The organism is Oscillospiraceae bacterium (genome assembly GCA_015067255.1).
Taxonomy (GTDB): Bacteria; Bacillota; Clostridia; order Oscillospirales; family SIG519; genus SIG519.
Genome location: SVMS01000022.1, coordinates 14,339 through 33,354 on the forward strand (window position 1 = coordinate 14,339; position 19,016 = coordinate 33,354).

The following is a 19,016-nucleotide window of genomic DNA, read 5'->3' on the forward strand; positions in this document are numbered from 1 at the left end:
GAAATTTCCGTGCATCTTTTTTCTACGTTTATCTTCTGCGTCTTTTTATCCTTGCACTTCTGGAACGGGCTACCTTAACAATTATAACAATAAGAATAATTAAGAGTAAAATGGGAACAATAATCATTCCTGCATATAAGAAATAATATTTGAGACCTAAGTTTACAAATTCGTCGGAATAAAGCTCAACCTGTGTTAACTGCTGATTACCATACATAATTTTGGCTGTTGCCAACAATTCGTTCTTTCCAAAGGGTGCTTTAACGCTCTTAAATTCTTCGTCTGTTACAAGCTTAAGCTCTTTTTCATAACCGTTAGGCAAAACGAATTTTTTGTCAGAGCCTATTATCAAAGTTGTTTGTTTTTTGTCTGAAGGACCTCTTTTAATATCTACGGTAAGCTCTTCAAAGGAGAGAGAGTCAATTTCAACAGGCTGAAAGCTCTTTTCAATCCAGGAATAAATATCCTTTTGTTCAGCAGAAACAGGACTTCCTTTGTCAGCTTTCAGGGTTATAAGAATAATTCGCATATTATCGGTTTGAGCATAGGTGGCAAGACATTGTCCTGCAGGGGTAGTAGTACCTGTTTTGATACCCGAAACGCTTTCGATACTGTTTAAAAGTTTATTTGTATTATATATCTTTCTTTCTTTTTGTTTATTGGTCGCTTTAAGAGTATAAGAATAGGTGTTTACTATTTCTCTGAATTTTTCACAGCCGTTCATTTCAAACATCGCATATTTTGAAAGTATGTATAAATCCTTTGCTGTGGTGTATTGGTCTTCGTCGTGAAGACCTGTGGAGTTTGTAAAATTAGTATTTTTTAAACCAAGCTCAGAAGCCTTTGCGTTCATTTTTTCAACAAAGGCAGCTTCGCTGCCGTCGCCAAAATGACGAGCCAACATTTTTGCAGCATCTGCGCCTGAGGGGAGTAAAAGACAATAAAGCAGGTCATTTACGTCCATCTCTTCATTTTTCGTAATCAAGGCTGTTGAAGCGCCTGCCGAAAAAACCTCATTTATAATAGATTGAGTAAGAGTTATTTTGGTGCTTTCCATCTCTTCAACGGAAATGCTTTCAAAAACAATAACTGCACTCATTATTTTAACAAGGGAAGCAGGATACATTTTTTTGTCTGCGTTTCTATTGTACAATACAGTATCGTCATCTATTGAAGCCTCGCTTGTGCCTATTTCCACAGCCAAAATGCTTTCCGATGTAATTTCGGGAAAGCCCTCATCATAATCAAGCTCTAAAGCAAAAGCTGTAGAAAAGCTTGAAACAATTAAAAATACAAGAACAAAGGTCAAAACATTAAAAATTTTTTTCATTATTATTTCCTCAAAACATTTTTTTAAAAAATACCTATTGACAAAGAAAAAACAATGTGATATATTGTTATAATGTATCACAATGCGGAGATTTGCCCTTTTTTTAGAGTATTATACCATATAAAACCAGAAAAAGCAATAGCCAATCTTGTGTATTGTAATACAAAAAAATGTTGTAAAAATGGCTTGGTTAACCATTTTGTACAGACTTTACGTAAAAATAAAAAAATGGAGTGAATGCGTGTATGCAGACAAAAAGCGAGGAAAAAGTTTTGCGCACAAATCCGGATTTTTTAGGAGCAAAAGAGGTAATGCTCGGTAGAAACGCCCGGGTCAGTTTTGCAAAAAATTCCGCCTGCCACGAAATGCCCAATCTTATCGAGGTTCAGAAGAAGTCATATGATTGGTTTATCGAGGAAGGTTTGGCTGAGGTTTTGAAGGATGCTTCCGGTGTTACGGACCATACCAAAAACCTTGTGCTTGACTATAAAAGCTTCAGACTTGACAAGGAGCCCAAATACACTATTGAAGAGTGTAAGGAAAGAGATGCTACTTACTCCACCGCTTTGCGTATGACTGTAGGTCTTCGCAAGGAAGATACAGGTGAGGAAATAGAGCAGGATATTTTCGTGGGTGAAGTTCCGAGAATGACAGACACAGGTACCTTTATTATTAACGGTGCAGAGCGTGTTATCGTTTCTCAGCTTATAAGAAGCCCCGGTATCTACTTTACCGTTGAAAGAGATAAAAGCGGTAAAGAGCTTTTTGCGGGTACTGTTATGCCTAACAGAGGCCCTTGGGTTGAATATGAGAGCGACAGCTCTGATGTTTTATATGTTCGTGTAGATAAGAACAGAAAGCTTCCCCTTACAGTTATTTTGCGTGTTATGGGAGCTTTCACCAATAGTGAAATTCTTGAGATGTTCGGAAACGACGTAAGAATTAAGAACACTATTGAAAAAGATGCTACTACGGACTATGAATCTGCACTTATAGAGCTTTATAAAAAGCTACGTCCCGGCGAGCCCCCCACAATTGACAGTGCAGAACAGCAAGTTCACTCTATGTTTTTCAATAAAAAAGCTTACGACTTAACCAAAGTAGGCAGATATAAATACAATAAGAAGCTATGCCTTAAGGACAGAATAAGAGGCGGTATTTTCTCACGTCCCGTTGTTGACTCCCTTACAGGCGAGGTTCTTTTTGAGGCAACAGGTGAAATTATTACTGAGGCTATGGCTCAGGCTGTTGTTGACAGAGGCATAAACGAGGTTTGGCTTAAGGTTAACGACGAAAGCGGTAACGGCGTAGAGGAAATCAAGCTGTTTTCCAATAATATGGTGGATATGTCAAAGTTTGTAAGCTTTGAGCCTACCTACTATATTACTAAAATAAACGCTGAAACAGGCTATAGCGAAACCATTGAAACTCCTCTTAAGGAAATGGTGCGCAAGGATGTTCTTTTTGATATCCTTGATAAAACTCAGGACGAGGCAGAAATCAAGAAAATCGTAACAGAGCGTATTGACGAGCTTGTTCCTCTTCACCTCATTCCCGACGATATTATGGCATCGGTTAACTATTTAACCTGTCTTTACTACAATAAAAACAGCTATGTTGAAAACAGCAACTCCATAAGAGTTGGCTCTGTTGACGATATAGACCACTTGGGAAACAGACGTATCAGAAGCGTAGGAGAATTGCTTCAGAATCAGTTCAGAATAGGTTTTTCAAGAATGGAAAGAAGCATCAAGGAAAGAATGAACATTCAGGACATTGATGTTGTTCCCCAGTCTCTTGTAAATACCCGTCCCATAACTGCGGCTTTGAAAGAGTTTTTCGGTTCTTCACCTCTTTCTCAGTTTATGGACCAGACAAACCCTCTTGCAGAGCTTACTCATAAGAGACGTCTTTCTGCCCTTGGCCCCGGAGGTCTTACAAGAGACCGTGCAGGCTTCGAGGTGCGTGACGTTCACTATACTCACTACGGACGTATGTGTCCTATCGAGACTCCTGAAGGTCCTAACATCGGACTTATTTCCTATCTGGCAAGCTATGCTCGTATAAATGATTTAGGCTTTATCGAAGCTCCTTACAGATGGGTAGACAAGGAAAACAAAAAGGTTACTGATAAGGTTGTATATATGACAGCCGACGAAGAGGATAAGTATATCGTAGCACAGGCTAATGAGCCTTTGGTTGACGGATATTTCAAAAACCAGAAGGTTGCAGCACGCCGTTGGGACGAATTCCTTGAAATCGAGCCCGAGCATATTGATTATATGGACGTATCTCCTCAGATGCTTGTTTCCATAGCAACCTCAATGATTCCTTTCCTTGAAAACGATGATGCTAACAGAGCGCTTATGGGCTCTAACATGCAGCGTCAGGCAGTACCGCTTCTTACAACTCAGGCTCCTATCGTAGGAACAGGTATGGAGTACAAAGCAGGTGTTGACTCCGGTGTTTGCGTTATTGCAAAGGATGACGGTGTTGTAGAAAAGGTAAGTGCAAATGAAATTACCGTTAAATACGACAACGGCGAAAAGGTAACAACAAAGCTTACAAAATTTGCCCGTTCCAATCAGGGTACCTGTATCAATCAGCGCCCCATAGTTGTCGGCGGACAGAAGGTTAAAAAAGGCGAGGTTCTTGCAGACGGACCTTCAACAGATAACGGTGAAATTGCACTTGGTAAGAATGCGCTTATCGGATTTATGACCTGGGAAGGTTATAACTACGAGGACGCCGTACTTCTCAATGAAAACCTTGTTAAAAACGACGTGTTTACTTCAATTCATATTGAAGAGTACGAAATAGATGCAAGAGAGACAAAGCTCGGACCGGAGGAAATCACCCGTGAAATCCCCAACGTAAGCGAAGATGCTCTCAAGGACTTGGACGAAAACGGTATCATCAGAATAGGTGCCGAGGTTCGTGCAGGCGATATCTTAGTAGGTAAGGTAACTCCTAAGGGAGAAACAGAGCTTACAGCCGAAGAAAAGCTTTTGCGTGCAATATTTGGAGAGAAGGCACGTGAGGTAAGAGATACTTCTCTTAAGGTGCTTCACGGCGAAAGCGGAACTGTTGTTGACGTTAAAGAGTTTACACGTGCAAATTCCAGCGAGCTTCCCCCCGGAGTTAATAAAGTAATCAGAGTTTATATAGCTCAGAAGAGAAAAATCAGCGTAGGCGATAAAATGGCAGGACGTCACGGAAACAAGGGTGTCGTTTCCAGAATTCTTCCTCAGGAAGATATGCCCTTCCTTCCCGACGGTACTCCTTTGGACATCGTGCTCAACCCCTTGGGCGTTCCTTCCCGTATGAATATCGGACAGGTGCTTGAGGTTCACTTGGGATATATCTCCAAGCTTTTAGGCTGGAAGATAATGACTCCCGTATTTGACGGCGCTCACGAGGAAGATATAGCAAAAGCCTTTGAGTATGCAGGCCTTGAGCCTCACGGAAAAACAGTTCTTTACGATGGAAGAACAGGTGAACGTTTTGACGGAGAGGTAACAGTAGGTTATATGCATTATCTCAAGCTTCACCACTTGGTTGATGATAAAATTCACGCACGTTCAACAGGACCTTATTCTCTTGTTACACAGCAGCCCTTGGGCGGTAAAGCTCAATTCGGCGGACAGCGTTTCGGAGAGATGGAGGTATGGGCGCTTGAGGCATACGGTGCAGCATATACTCTTCAGGAAATTCTTACCGTTAAGTCTGACGACGTAATAGGCCGTGTTAAAACCTACGAGGCTATTGTAAAGGGTAAGAACGTTCCCGAGCCCGGTATTCCCGAATCCTTTAAAGTTCTTATTAAAGAATTGCAGTCCCTCGGTCTTGATGTAAAAGCTATTGACAAGCAGGGTGACGAAATAGATATTTCCACTAACTTTGATGACGATAGTGATGACTATATCCCCGAGTTCAGAGATGAGCTTACAAAAGGCGTTGCTGAAGACGGCTCCTTTGAGGGATACACCGTGGCAGATGCTGAAAGCTTTGACGAGAGCGATTTATTAGTCAACGAAATTATCGGCTCAGACAGCGATGAAGACTCGGAAGACGAGTATTTTGAAGATGTTTTTGACGTTGAGGACGACTTTGCAGGCGACGAATAATTTTTGTCACCGAAAAATTATTAAAGGAGAATCAGTATGGAATTCAATACTTTTGAAGCCATTAAAATAGGACTTGCATCTCCGGAGACTATCAGACGTTGGTCGTCGGGCGAGGTAAAAAAGCCTGAAACTATAAACTACAGAACCTTAAAGCCTGAAAGAGACGGTCTTTTCTGCGAAAGAATTTTCGGACCGACAAAGGACTGGGAATGTCATTGCGGTAAATATAAAAGACTTCGTTATAAGGGCAAAATCTGTGAACGCTGCGGAGTTGAGGTTACAAGATCCAAAGTAAGACGTGAGAGAATGGGACATATAGAGCTCGCAACCCCCGTTTCTCATATATGGTACTTTAAGGGAACTCCTTCAAGACTCGGTCTTGTATTGGATTTATCCCCCAGAATACTTGAAAAGGTGCTTTATTTCGCACTTTATATAGTAATCGATCCCGGTGATGTAAGAGGTATCCGTGAAAAAGATACTCTTACAGAATCCGAGTACAGAGATTTAAGAGAAAAATACGGCGACGGCTTTGAAGCTGAAATGGGCGCTTCTGCAATTAAGAAGCTTCTGTTGAAGATTAACAAGGAAGAGCTTCGTGACCAGCTTCTTGAAGAGCTTGAAACTGCTTCCGGTCAAAAAAGAGGCAGAATAGTTAAAAGACTTGATGCTATTGAGTCCTTTATCACAAGCGGAAACGAGCTTTCCTGGATGATTTTAGACGTGCTTCCTGTTATCCCGCCTGAAATTCGTCCTATGGTACAGCTTGACGGCGGACGTTTTGCATCCAGTGACCTTAATGACCTTTACCGCCGTGTTATCAACAGAAATAACAGACTTAAGAGATTATTGGAATTAAATGCTCCCGACATTATCGTCAGAAACGAGAAGAGAATGCTACAGGAGGCTGTCGATGCTCTTATTGACAACGGCAGACGTTCCCGTGCCGTAGGCGGCCCTAACAACAGAGCATTGAAATCTCTTTCCGATATGCTTAAGGGTAAGCAGGGCCGTTTCAGACAGAACCTTCTCGGTAAACGTGTTGACTATTCAGGACGTTCCGTTATCGTCGTAGGTCCTGACCTTAAGATTTATCAGTGCGGTCTTCCTAAGGAAATGGCTATTGAGCTGTTCAAACCCTTCGTTATGAAGCGTCTTGAGGAAATGGGTATTGCTAAAAATATCAAGAGCGCAAAGAAAATGGTTGAGCGTATGCAGGGCGAGGTTTGGGACGCTTTGGAAGAGGTTATCAAGGAGCATCCCGTTCTTCTTAACCGTGCGCCTACACTTCACAGACTTGGTATTCAAGCATTCGAGCCTGTATTGGTTGAAGGTCGTGCATTAAGACTTCATCCGTTGGTATGTACAGCTTACAACGCTGACTTCGACGGTGACCAGATGGCTGTTCACGTTCCTCTTTCCGCTGCAGCACAGGCAGAGGCTCGTTTCCTTATGCTCTCTGCTAACAACCTGCTTAAGCCTCAGGATGGAAAGCCTGTTACCGTTCCTACACAGGATATGGTACTCGGTGCATACTATCTTACAATGATTAAGGATAAGGATAAGCCCACAGAGCAAAGACCTTACTTTAAGGATATCGACGAGGCAAAGCTTGCATACTATGCAAAAACAGTTACTCTTCACGAGCCTGTAAGACTTCGTGTTGATAAAACTGATGACAACGGCGAAAAAACCGGCGAGCATATAATGATAGATACCTCTATCGGCAGAATTATCTTCAATGAGGTAATTCCTCAGAATCTCGGCTTTATGGACAGAACAAATCCTGACCAGAAGTACAAGCTTGAGGTTGACCAGATTGTTACCAAAAAAGTTTTGGGACAGATTATCGACCGTTGTATCAAGGCTAACGGCGGCGCAGAAACTGCTGACACACTTGATAAAATCAAGAGCATTTGCTATCAGTTCTCCACAAAGGGCGCTATTACCGTTTCCGTTTCCGATATGACAATTCCGCCTAAGAAATATGAATATATTGAACAGGCAGAAGAAAAAATTGAAGAAATTACAGAAAACTATAAGATGGGTCTTATGACTGATGACGAGCGTTACTCTGCTGTTATTGACCAGTGGGAGAAAACAACAAAGCTCGTTACAGATGAGCTTGAAAAAGGACTTGACGAATTCAATCCTATCTATATGATGGCTAATTCAGGAGCTCGTGGTAGCATGAGCCAGATCAGACAGCTTGCCGGAATGAGAGGACTTATGGCAAACACCTCCGGTAAAGCAATCGAAATTCCTATTCGTTCAAACTTCCGTGAAGGTCTTAATATCCTTGAATTCTTTATTTCTTCCCGTGGTGCGCGTAAAGGTCTTGCCGATACTGCGTTAAGAACTGCGGACTCAGGTTACCTTACAAGACGTCTTGTTGACGTTTCTCAGGACGTTATTATCCGTGAGGACGATTGCGGAACTGATGAAGGCTTGATGGTAAGTGAGATTCCCAACGTTGAAAAGCTTACTGACAGACTTTTGGGCCGCTTCGCTGCGAAACCCATAGTTGACGAAAACGGAGAAGTTATCGTTGGAACAGATGTTCCTATGACCGAAAAAGATGCTAAGGCAATAATGGATGCAGGCATAAAGAGAGTTGAAATCCGTTCAGTTCTTAAATGCCGTTGCAAATACGGTGTCTGCGCTAAGTGCTACGGTAAAAACCTTGCGGCAAACGAGGTTGTACGCACAGGTGAGGCTGTCGGCATAATTGCGGCACAGTCAATCGGTGAGCCCGGTACACAGCTTACAATGAGAACCTTCCATACAGGCGGTGTTGCCGGTAAGGACGTATCGGATATTACACAGGGTCTTCCCCGTGTCGAAGAGCTTTTCGAAGCAAGAAAGCCCAAGGCTCTTGCTGTTTTGGCTGAAATTTCAGGACGTGTTACCTTTGATGAAATCAAAAAGATTAAAAACGTTATCGTTACAAATGATGAAGGCGAGAGCGTTGCTCATCCTATCATATTTAGCTTAAGACTTAAAGAAAAAATCGAAATGGCTGAGAAAAACGGAACAGAGTGCTGGGTAGAAAAGGGCGAAGAGCTTACACAAGGCTCTAAGAACCCCCGTGATATACTCAGAATTTTGGGACCCGATGCCGTTCAGGAATACTTTATCGAAGAAGTACAGCGTGTATATAGATTACAGGGTGTTGATATCAACGATAAGCATATTGAAGTTATTGTTCGTCAGATGATGAAGAAATACAAGGTGCTTGATCCCGGAAGCGCACAGGCTGTTGACGGATTGCAAATCGTTGAAGGCGCTCAGATTGATAAGTATTATTATCTCAAGGCTAAGGAAGACATTGAGAGAAGACGTGCAGAGGGAGAAGATGTTAAGGATATCGTAGCAGAGCCCGAGCTCCTCGGTATCACCAAGGCTTCTCTTGCAACGGATAGCTTCCTTTCAGCCGCATCCTTCCAAGAGACCACAAAGGTTCTTACAGATGCCGCTATCAGAGGTAAGACTGATCCCCTTATCGGACTTAAAGAAAACGTTATTATCGGTAAGCTTATCCCCGCAGGTACAGGACTTCCCAGATACAGAAACGTTGAAATTGTTGAAAACAATACAAACAATAACAACCAATAATTTTACAGACTGTCGAAAAAGGCACAGACCGCAGAAAAAGAAAAAATCATAAAGGTTTGAAGCTAATTTCACAAATGATATAGGAAAGGAGTTTTTCTCTTTTCCTATATTTTTGTTTTAAGGAAAATTCCGTATAAGAATACGTAATTTAAGTAAAATTTTTCTGCTTTCCGCCAATCCGCTCTCTAACGTACCACCGTACGCCGACGAGAACGGATTGACGAAATCTGCACTCTTTTTGGACAGTCTTGCCATGGTGTCGAAAACCTTTCGACACCCTGAAAGCTCGCTTCAATTTGAAGCGAGCTTTTTTGCGCCTGCTGAAGATTGGAAATTTATACTTGATAATACAGTATAATTGTGGTAAACTAATAGTTGCCAAACTAATTAAATATTTTATAACAAGCAAAAAAGCCAAGGGGTTAGTATATCTTTTGGTTAAGTTTTATTTGAGGTACCTAACGATATGAATTTGATAAAAATGCAAATTCCACAATGTTAGGTGCTTATTGTGCTTGTTATATTGTATTAGTTTGGCGACTATCGGAGTTTGCATTTTTTGTGCGTCTGCTTCGGTAGGCGCACTTTTTTTATCTAAAATTATTTTGGAGGGTTTTTAGTATGAGTATTTTCAAAAACATCAAGCACTGTATTTCTCTTTTGCTGTGTGTTGTATTGCTTGCAACACTTATGCTTATAGGTATATTTTCCGTCAGTGCGGAAAACGAAGGATATTATACCTATACAGTATCAAACGGAAAGGCAACTATAACAGGTTGCGATGAATCGATAAGCGGAGATGTTACTATCCCCTCAACCTTAGGCGGTTATCCTGTTACAAGAATAGGAGATTATGCATTTTATAATTGCGGAAGTCTTACAAGTATAGCTATCCCCGATAGTGTTACAAGTATAGGTGAAGGTGCATTTTCTTATTGCGGAAGTCTTGAAAGTATAACCATTCCTGACGGTGTTACAAGTATAAGTGATTTTGCGTTTCATTTTTGCTCTATCCTTACAAGTATAACAATTCCCGACAGTGTTACAAGTATAGGGGAACAAGCATTTGGTGGGACAAGACTTACAAGCATAACAATCCCCGAAAGCGTTACAAGTATAGGGCGTGCTGCGTTTAGTAGTTGCAGAAGTCTTAGGAGCATAACAATTCCCGAAAGCGTTACAAGTATAGGTGATTATGCATTTAGCAATTGCACGTGTTTAACATCAGTTTTTTATAAAGGAACGACTCAGCAAAAAAATTATATGGAGATAAGTCTTAAGAATAATGATATTTTTATAAATACTATTTGGCATTATAAAGTGGAAAATGCTATTTTTGATAATGAAAATTGCATTTATTGTCCCGAATGTAATGATTATTTTTTGTCTAACGGAAAATCTGTTGCAACAAAATATTATTCGTATTTTTTTACAGACGGAGAAATAACTATATACTATGTCGATCCGTCAATATCGGGGGATGCAACAATCCCCTCAACATTGGACGGTTATCCTGTTACAGCTATAGGAGAATATGCGTTTTATAATTGCGATAGCCTTACAAGTATAACAATACCCGAAAGCGTTACAAGTATAGGTGATTCTGCGTTTTCTGCTTGCTCAAATCTTACAAGCATAACAATCCCTGACAGTGTTACAAGTATAGGTGATTTTGCGTTTAGATATTGCGAAAGTCTTGAAAGTATAACTATTCCTGATAGTGTTACAGAGATAGGTGATTCTGCGTTTGCTGCTTGTTCAAGTCTTGAAAATGTATATATAGAGAATATAGTTGCTTGGTGTAACATTGATTTTTATAATGAGTACTCAAACCCGTTATATTTCGCTGATTATTTATATCTTAACGGAGAATTAATAACAAAACTTGTTATTCCGAATGACGTTACTACCATACCTACATATGCTTTTTCGTGCAAAAATATTACGAGCATAACAGTTTCCGACAGTGTTACAAGCATAGAAAAATATGCTTTTTATGATTGTTCAAATCTTGAAAGCATAACCTTGCCGTTTGTCGGCGCTTCACAGGGAGAAACATCTAATACGCATTTTGGTTATATTTTTGGTGCATCAATTGACTCTTGGATGGACTCATTTATTCCAAAATCACTAAAAAAAGTTATATTGACTGATGAATGTGTAATTATAAACGGCGGTGCATTTTCTAATTGCGAAAATCTTGAAAATATAATAATTTCTGACAGTGTTACAAGTATAGGCGAGTATGCGTTTTTTAATTGCTCAAATCTTAAAAGTGTAACAATCGGTAACGGCGTTACAAGTATAGGCGAGTATGCGTTTTATTATTGCGAAAGTCTTGAAAGTATAACCTTGCCGTTTGTCGGTGCTTCACAGGGAGGAACATCTAATACGCATTTTGGTTATATTTTCGGCGCATCAAGTTATTCTTATAATGATGATTATGTACCGTCATCACTTAAAAATGTTATATTGACCGATAAATGTACAACTATAGATGATAATGCGTTTAGATATTGCGAAAGTCTTGAAAGTATAATAATCGGTAACCATGTAACAAGTATAGGCGAGTATGCGTTTTTTAATTGCTCAAATCTTAAAAGTGTAACAATCGGTAACGGCGTTACAAGTATAAGCTCTTCTGCATTTTATGATTGCATAAGTCTAAAAAGTATAAATGTAAATTCAAATAATACCTCGTATACTTCCAACGATGGAGTTTTATTTAACAAAGATAAAAGTCAAATAATCTGCTATTCTGCAGGTAAAACAGCATCATCATATACAATCCCTGACAGTGTTACAAGTATAGGTGATTTTGCGTTTAGATATTGCGAAAGTCTTGAAAGTATAACTATTCCTGATAGTGTTACGGAGATAGGTGATTCTGCGTTTGCTGCTTGCTCAAGTCTTGAAAATGTATATATAGAGGATATAGCTGCTTGGTGTAATATTGATTTTTATAATGAGCACTCAAATCCGTTGAATTATGCTAATTATTTATATCTTAACGGTGAATTGGTAACAAGCCTTCTTATTCCTGACAGTGTTACAAGTATAGGCGATTATACTTTTTATAGTTGTTCAAGTCTTGAAAGTATAACAATCCCCGATAGTATAACAACTATAGGTGAGGAAGCGTTTTATTATTGCATAGGTCTTACAAGCATAACTATTCCTGATAGTGTTACAGAGATAGGGGATTATGCATTTTCTGCTTGCTTTGGACTTACAAGAGTAACAATCGGTAATAGTGTTAAAAGTATAGGAAATTGGGCGTTTTTTAATTGCTCCAGACTCACAAGCATAACAATACCAAGCAGTGTTACAAGTATAGGTAATGGGACATTTTACTGGTGCTACGAACTTACAAGTGCAAATATTAATAATGGCGTTATAAGTATAGGTGATATGGCTTTTTATGGCAGCGGGCTTACGGATATAACAATACCAAATAGTGTTATAAGTATAGGTGAAGCAGCTTTTCTTGATTGCGATGCTCTTACAAAAATAATAATAGGAAACGGTACTACAAGTATAGGTTATTATGCGTTTTCTGGTTGCCATGTATTGAAAGATGTATTCTATTCGGGAACAGAGGAAGAATGGGGAAATATTTCGATAGATGAAGGCAACAACTATCTAACAAATGCTAATATCCATTACAACTACACAGAAAATGAAGCTGTTGAGGGCGACACTAACGGCGACGGAGAGGTAAATGTACTTGATGCTATCAGTATGAGAAACGGCTTATTAGGAAAAGAAGCTGAAAGCGAAATGTCAGATATGAACGGAGATTCAGTTTTTGATATTTATGATTTGCTGATACTCAAGGCTTTGATTTTTAAAAAGTAAAATATATACTCACTTAAGCGTTTTAATAAACTACAATCATTATAAATAAAAATTCTTTAATTTAATCTTTAAAATGACCTCTAAGGCTTTAAGCTTTAAAGGTCATTTTTTGTGAGTTTTATTTTAAAGCGCAAAAACATATACTTATCTGAAAGGGTGCGGTTTAATGATAGTGTTTGTAAATAAAAAATCAATTATGGGGTTTGCTGTTTGTCTTGTTTTGGTTGTTGTACTTTGTTTTTCTATCCCTAATGTTATAAGCACTTTTTCCTCTGCTTCCAATTCCTTTACTGTTATAATTGATGCGGGACACGGGGGAATGGACGGAGGCTGTGTTGCAAAGGACGGAACGGTTGAAAAGGACTTAAACCTTGACATTTCTTTAAAGCTGAGAGAGCTTTTTGAGATATCGGGAATAAATACCGTTATGACAAGAAAAGACGGCGGCTCTACCTACGACAGTGAAAAATTCAACAAAAATGCCGATATAAAAGCACGCATAGAGCTTATAAATTCATATTCAAATTGTGTTGTTTTGAGTATTCATATGAACAATTTTTCAGACAGCCGTTACAACGGCTCGCAGATTTTTTATTCAAACGATGATTTCAGTAAAGCACTTTCGGAAACCATAAGAGCTGATATCGTTTCCTTTTTACAGCCTGACAATACTCGGAAAATAAAGCCGATACCCTCTTCGGTTTTACTCTTTAAAAGAATAAAAAATCCGGCAATTCTTTGCGAATGCGGATTTTTCTCAAATGAAGCGGAGCTTGAAAAGCTCAAAAGCGATTCTTACCGTACACAGCTTGCCCTTGTGATATACAATGCCTTTATGAAATACATTTCACAATGAAAAAACCGCCTTCATTTTTGAAGGCGGTTTAGATGTACTTTTTACTTAAACTTTCTCTTACGTGCAGCTTCAGACTTCTTCTTACGCTTTACGCTGGGCTTTTCATAATGCTCTCTCTTGCGGAGTTCGGAAAGCACACCTGATTTTGCACATGAACGCTTAAAACGACGTAGTGCATTATCAAGAGACTCATTATCCTTTAGATGAACTTCTGACATTTCTTTCCCTCCCCCCAAAATACGGGTTGTACATTGTTGCCATTATATTATATATTTTTTATTCACCAATGTCAAGCATAAAATTCAAAAAACTTGGTTGTATGAAACAAAAATATTTTTAAAGCATTAAAACAGTTGACAAACACTATGGTTTTGCACTACAATATATATTGATATGATATATAATAATAAAAAGGATTGAATAAATTATGGCAAAGGAAAAAATGGTAAAAGAAATTACATCTATGGATGAAGATTTTGCGAAGTGGTATACAGATGTAGTTAAAAAGGCAGATTTAGTTGAATATTCCGGTGTACGCGGATTTATGATTATAAGGCCTTACGGATATGCTATTTGGGAGAATATCCAGAATATACTTGACGGTATGTTCAAAAAAACAGGGCACAAAAACGTTTATATGCCATTACTTATTCCGGAAAGCCTTTTGAATAAGGAAAAAGAACACGTTGAAGGCTTTGCACCCGAGGTTGCTTGGGTTACAATGGGCGGAAGCGAAAAGCTTACAGAAAGACTTTGCGTACGTCCTACCTCTGAAACTCTTTTCTGTGAGCATTATAAGGATATTATCACTTCTTATCGTGATTTACCTAAGCTTTACAATCAGTGGTGTTCAGTTGTACGTTGGGAGAAAACAACAAGACCTTTCTTGCGTTCAAGAGAATTTCTATGGCAAGAGGGCCATACAATGCACGCAACTGCTGAGGATGCACAGGAAGAAACAATCAGAATGTTAAACGTATATGCGGATTTTGTAGAGAATTATCTTGCAATTCCCGTTGTATGCGGTCAGAAAACAGATAAAGAGAAGTTTGCAGGCGCAAATGCTACTTATACAATTGAAGCACTTATGCATGACGGAAAGGCTTTACAGTCAGGTACCTCTCACAATTTTGGTGACGGCTTTGCAAGAGCTTTTGATATTAAATATTCCGATAAGAATAACACCTTACAATACTGTCATCAGACCTCTTGGGGAATGTCCACAAGAATTATCGGCGCAATTATAATGACTCACGGTGACGATAACGGTCTTGTTTTGCCCCCTGCAATAGCTCCTACTCAGGTTATGGTAATTCCTGTTGCTATGCATAAGGGCGGAGTGCTTGAAAAGGCTGAGGAAATTTGCGAGAGACTTAAGAAAATTTGCAGAGCTGATATTGATGCAAGTGAGGAAAGCCCCGGCTGGAAGTTTGCACAGTATGAAATGACAGGCGTGCCTATCCGTCTTGAAATCGGACCCCGTGATATTGAAAATAACAGCTGTGTTTTGGCAAGACGTGATACAGGCGAAAAAATCAGCGTTTCTCTTGATGAGTTAGAGGAGAAAATCCCTGCACTTTTAGACGATATTACAAAAACTCTTTACAATAAAGCTCTTGAAAGACGAGAGAAAATGACAAATGTTGCTTTCACTTTAGATGAAATGATTGAAACAGCAGCAACAAAGCCGGGCTTTATCAAAGCTATGTGGTGCGGAGATTTGGAATGTGAAGAGAAGCTCAAAGAGGTTGCAGACGTATCCTCACGTTGTATTCCCTTCAATGAAGAAGCAATTTCCGATACCTGTGTTTGCTGCGGCAAAAAGGCAACAAAGCTTGTATACTGGGGAAAAGCGTATTAATAAGGGAATATTAAAAATGACGCTTTGCACATTTTTTCCTATCCCCTTAACACATTAAAAAGAGGATGTAAAAAAACTCTCGTTTTTTTACATCCTCCGTTTTACAAGGCTCTTAAGCCAAAATAATTTAGCAGACCTTGGTATATTGCGTAGGCAAAAGCATATTGGTCGTTTTCAAGCTTTTGGGCGTCCTCGGGATTTGTTATATACGCAAGCTCAATAAGCACAGCGGGCATTCTCGTTCTTCTTAAAACGTAAAGGGACGGATTTGTTTTTACTCCGTTATTTTTTGTACCGACTCTTGCAACAATGGCATCTAAAATATCCTGTGCCAAAGCTCCTGCTTCTCCGCCTTGTCTGAAAACGTATGTTTCAGTACCGTTGATTTGAGGGTTTGTGTTTGCGTTTGTGTGTATGCTTAAAAAATAGTCGGCATTCCACTCGTTTGCCATTCGTACTCTTTCAATAAGGCTTGTGGAAGAATTAGTGCCTAAAATGTCGTCTATACTGTTTCTTGAAGTCATAACATCAAAACGTGGGTCAGTCCTTAAAAGATTTGCCAGATATGCACCTACCATATAAGTAATATCCTGTTCAATAAGTCCGTTGCCCACAGCACCGCCGTTTACACCGCCTCGGCTATGTCCTTGGTCTATAAATATTTTAATCAAGCTATCATCTCCTTATTTGCAGTATATGATTGCAAAATATTTTTTGTTACCTTGAATATACTAAAGATTAATATAAAATTTAAAATAAAGGAAGTAATAAAATGAGCGAATGTACACACAATTGTTCTTCTTGTTCAAGTAACTGTTCAGAAAGAACAAAGCCTCAGGATTTGAGAGAAAAGCCCCACGAGCTTTCAAAAATCAAAAAAGTTATTGCCGTTGTCAGCGGAAAAGGCGGAGTAGGTAAATCTATGGTAACCTCTCTTTTGTCCGTTTCAATGCAGCGTAAGGGCTATAAAACAGCTATTATGGATGCCGATATAACAGGACCGTCAATTCCTAAGGCTTTCGGTATAAAGGAAAAGGCAAGCGGAAGTGATATAGGTATTTTCCCTGTAAAAAGTAAAACAGGCATTGAAATTATGTCATTAAATCTTCTTTTAGAGAACGATACAGACCCTGTTGTGTGGAGAGGTCCTGTAATAGCAGGAACAGTAAAACAGTTCTGGACAGATGTTATCTGGAACGAGGTTGATTTTATGTTTGTGGATATGCCTCCCGGAACAGGTGACGTACCTTTAACTGTTTTTCAGTCTGTTCCCGTTGATGCAATTGTTATAGTAACATCTCCTCAGGAGCTTGTAAGTATGATAGTTGAAAAGGCTGTAAAAATGGCAAGAATGATGAATGTTCCCATTATCGGTCTTGTAGAAAATATGAGCTATGTTGAATGTCCCGATTGCTCTAAGAAAATCAAGATTTTCGGCGACAGTGACGTAAGCAAAACAGCAGCTCAGTATCAGATAGAGTCTTATGCATCATTACCTGTTAATCCCAAGCTTGCCGCTGCCTGCGATAAGGGCACAATAGAGCTTTTTGAAGGTGATTGGCTCAATTCTCTTTGCGATAAAATTGAGAAGGTATAAAAGTATGGAAAGTAAAAGAGAAAAGGCGATGAAACTTTTTAAAGAGGGTTATAACTGCTCTCAGGCTGTGCTTCTTGCCTTTGCCGATGATTTAGGCATAGACAAAAAAACAGCCGCTATGCTCGCCTCCTCCTTTGGCGGCGGTATGGGCAGAATGAGAGAGGTTTGCGGTGCTGTGAGCGCTATGTTTATGATTGCAGGACTTAAGTACGGATATAGCGACCCATTAGCACAAGAGGAAAAAAAAGAGCATTATGAGCTTATTCAAAGACTTGCGCAAAGCTTTAAAGAGAAAAATCATTCTATAATATGCCGTGAGCTGTTAGACGGTGTTCCCGTTAAAGAGGGAGCCCCCGAAGAACGCACAGAGCAGTATTATAAAAAGCGCCCCTGTGCCGAGCTTGTAGGCGATGCGGCAGAGATAGTGGAAAAACTATTTAAGTAAATTAAAGGACTGTAAAAACAAAATGAAGTGAACCCCAAAGTTTAGACAAAAATAAATATTAAATTGCTTGTGAATGAGTTCGGTATTGTACTGGACTCATTCCTTTTAGTTTTAAGGAAATTCTTTCGTTGTTGTAGTAATAAATATATTTCTTTAGTTCATCAATGAAAGCGTTAACGCTTTCGAATTTTTCGCCGTAGAACATTTCAACCTTAAGTCTACCAAAAAAGTTTTCCATAGCACCGTTATCCATACAGTTACCCTTGCGAGACATACTTTGCGTAATATTATGTTCTTTTAGTAGTTTTTGGTATTCAGCGTGTTGGTATTGCCAACCTTGGTCTGAATGAAAGATTGGTGTCGCATCAGCAGGAAGTTTTTTAAACAAACCATTAAGCATTTCGCGAACTTGCTCTAAATTAGGACTTGTTGAAATGGAATAAGATACCACTTCATTGTTGAATAAATCTAAAATAGGCGAAAGATATACTTTCTCGTCACAAACATTAAATTGTGTAACATCGGTTGTTATCTTTTCAAATGGTTTTTCTGCATAAAAATCTCTTTTAAGTAAATTGTCAGCAACTTTACCAACTGTGCCTTTGTATGAATGGTATTTATCGTTCTTACGCTGCTTGCCTTTTAAACCAAGTTGTTTCATCAGTTTTTGTACGGTTTTGTGGTTAATTACATAACCTTTGTTACGCATAGCAATTGTGATTCTACGGTATCCATATCTGCCTTTATTGGAATTGTAGATATCTACAATTTCTTGCTTTTCACACGCATACTTGTCTGTATCATCGTGCTTTAGATAGTAATAGAACGTGCTGCGAGCAAGTCCAGATAATTTTAATAAATCTTTCAGCGGATATCTTTGCCTTAGTTCAGAAATTATTTTTGTTTTTTGCCGTTCTCTCGCTCTTCCGCAAGAACTAAGGCACTCAGTTTTTTTAAGTATTCTATCTCCATACGAAGTCGCTGGTTTTCGGCAATTAAATCTTCCTCAACCTTTTTATCTAATTTAGGTGGTCTGCCTCTTTTTGTTCCGCTAGCGGAACAAGCTCTGCCTCGTCTTTCTTTCATTAGACCTTCGGCTCCTTCTTCCAAGTATATGCGTTCCCACCGTTGTATTGTCCCGATTGCAGATGTTGGGGATACACCTTGTAAATATTTTCTTACTGTTTCTCTATAACTCAAATGGTGTTCTCGCATATCTACTATAACACTTATTTTGAATTCAGTCGAGTATTTTCGTTGTATTTGTCCCTTTTTTGCCATAAAAATATGCACCTCCAAAAGTGTCTAACTTTTGGGGTGCATATCA

At 39.2% G+C, this 19,016-nt stretch carries 12 protein-coding genes; 7 read left to right on the plus strand and 5 right to left on the minus strand.

Annotation, left to right across the window (positions count from 1 at the left end):
• Positions 1-28 precede the first annotated feature (28 nt).
• The gene (locus E7480_06140; GenBank protein ID MBE6904170.1) at positions 29-1,330 is read right to left on the minus strand and encodes a D-alanyl-D-alanine carboxypeptidase; all 1,302 of its coding nucleotides are present in this window, start codon (positions 1,328-1,330) and stop codon (positions 29-31) included.
• Between the two features lie 245 nt (positions 1,331-1,575).
• On the opposite strand from E7480_06140, the gene rpoB reads away from it, so the two are divergent.
• From rpoB to E7480_06160, 4 genes are all read left to right on the plus strand, one after another.
• Complete coding sequence (gene rpoB / locus E7480_06145) at positions 1,576-5,457, plus strand: DNA-directed RNA polymerase subunit beta (protein MBE6904171.1); 3,882 nt, start codon at positions 1,576-1,578, stop codon at positions 5,455-5,457.
• Positions 5,458-5,493: 36 nt separating this feature from the next.
• Positions 5,494-9,072 (plus strand): DNA-directed RNA polymerase subunit beta', encoded by a 3,579-nt coding sequence (gene rpoC, locus E7480_06150; protein ID MBE6904172.1) that lies wholly within the window; start codon positions 5,494-5,496, stop codon positions 9,070-9,072.
• A gap of 621 nt (positions 9,073-9,693) precedes the next feature.
• Positions 9,694-12,930, plus strand: a complete 3,237-nt coding sequence (locus E7480_06155) for a hypothetical protein (GenBank protein MBE6904173.1) — start codon at positions 9,694-9,696, stop codon at positions 12,928-12,930.
• Positions 12,931-13,096: 166 nt separating this feature from the next.
• Positions 13,097-13,786 (plus strand): cell wall hydrolase, encoded by a 690-nt coding sequence (locus E7480_06160; GenBank protein MBE6904174.1) that lies wholly within the window; start codon positions 13,097-13,099, stop codon positions 13,784-13,786.
• Between the two features lie 41 nt (positions 13,787-13,827).
• Here E7480_06160 and E7480_06165 read toward each other — a convergent pair whose 3' ends face one another.
• On the minus strand, positions 13,828-14,004 hold the full coding sequence (locus E7480_06165) for a 30S ribosomal protein S21 (protein MBE6904175.1): 177 nt from the start codon (positions 14,002-14,004) through the stop codon (positions 13,828-13,830).
• Positions 14,005-14,213: 209 nt separating this feature from the next.
• On the opposite strand from E7480_06165, the gene E7480_06170 reads away from it, so the two are divergent.
• Positions 14,214-15,647, plus strand: coding sequence for a proline--tRNA ligase (locus E7480_06170; protein ID MBE6904176.1), 1,434 nt, complete (start codon positions 14,214-14,216; stop codon positions 15,645-15,647).
• A gap of 101 nt (positions 15,648-15,748) precedes the next feature.
• On the opposite strand, the gene E7480_06175 is transcribed toward E7480_06170, so the two are convergent.
• On the minus strand, positions 15,749-16,318 hold the full coding sequence (locus E7480_06175; GenBank protein MBE6904177.1) for an N-acetylmuramoyl-L-alanine amidase: 570 nt from the start codon (positions 16,316-16,318) through the stop codon (positions 15,749-15,751).
• Between the two features lie 101 nt (positions 16,319-16,419).
• Here E7480_06175 and E7480_06180 point away from each other — a divergent pair, with 101 nt between their 5' ends.
• Together E7480_06180 and E7480_06185 are read left to right on the plus strand one after the other, a co-directional pair.
• Positions 16,420-17,244, plus strand: coding sequence for an Mrp/NBP35 family ATP-binding protein (locus E7480_06180; GenBank protein ID MBE6904178.1), 825 nt, complete (start codon positions 16,420-16,422; stop codon positions 17,242-17,244).
• A gap of 4 nt (positions 17,245-17,248) precedes the next feature.
• Positions 17,249-17,689 (plus strand): C_GCAxxG_C_C family protein, encoded by a 441-nt coding sequence (locus E7480_06185; GenBank protein MBE6904179.1) that lies wholly within the window; start codon positions 17,249-17,251, stop codon positions 17,687-17,689.
• Between the two features lie 58 nt (positions 17,690-17,747).
• On the opposite strand, the gene E7480_06190 is transcribed toward E7480_06185, so the two are convergent.
• Together E7480_06190 and E7480_06195 are read right to left on the minus strand one after the other, a co-directional pair.
• A complete protein-coding gene (locus E7480_06190; GenBank protein ID MBE6904180.1) occupies positions 17,748-18,398 on the minus strand; it encodes an IS3 family transposase in 651 nt (216 codons plus the stop codon).
• A 185-nt stretch (positions 18,399-18,583) separates the two neighbouring features.
• Positions 18,584-18,970, minus strand: coding sequence for a helix-turn-helix domain-containing protein (locus E7480_06195; GenBank protein ID MBE6904181.1), 387 nt, complete (start codon positions 18,968-18,970; stop codon positions 18,584-18,586).
• Between the last annotated feature and the right edge of the window lie 46 nt (positions 18,971-19,016).

Coding starts and splice junctions, on each gene's coding strand:
- E7480_06190 (MBE6904180.1), bottom strand. CDS start 18,398: ATGCGTAACAAAGGTTATGTAATTAACCACAAAACCGTACAAAAACTG.
- E7480_06155 (MBE6904173.1), top strand. CDS start 9,694: ATGAGTATTTTCAAAAACATCAAGCACTGTATTTCTCTTTTGCTGTGT.
- rpoC (MBE6904172.1), top strand. CDS start 5,494: ATGGAATTCAATACTTTTGAAGCCATTAAAATAGGACTTGCATCTCCG.
- E7480_06160 (MBE6904174.1), top strand. CDS start 13,097: ATGATAGTGTTTGTAAATAAAAAATCAATTATGGGGTTTGCTGTTTGT.
- E7480_06180 (MBE6904178.1), top strand. CDS start 16,420: ATGAGCGAATGTACACACAATTGTTCTTCTTGTTCAAGTAACTGTTCA.
- E7480_06195 (MBE6904181.1), bottom strand. CDS start 18,970: ATGGCAAAAAAGGGACAAATACAACGAAAATACTCGACTGAATTCAAA.
- E7480_06140 (MBE6904170.1), bottom strand. CDS start 1,330: ATGAAAAAAATTTTTAATGTTTTGACCTTTGTTCTTGTATTTTTAATT.
- E7480_06170 (MBE6904176.1), top strand. CDS start 14,214: ATGGCAAAGGAAAAAATGGTAAAAGAAATTACATCTATGGATGAAGAT.
- rpoB (MBE6904171.1), top strand. CDS start 1,576: ATGCAGACAAAAAGCGAGGAAAAAGTTTTGCGCACAAATCCGGATTTT.
- E7480_06165 (MBE6904175.1), bottom strand. CDS start 14,004: ATGTCAGAAGTTCATCTAAAGGATAATGAGTCTCTTGATAATGCACTA.
- E7480_06185 (MBE6904179.1), top strand. CDS start 17,249: ATGGAAAGTAAAAGAGAAAAGGCGATGAAACTTTTTAAAGAGGGTTAT.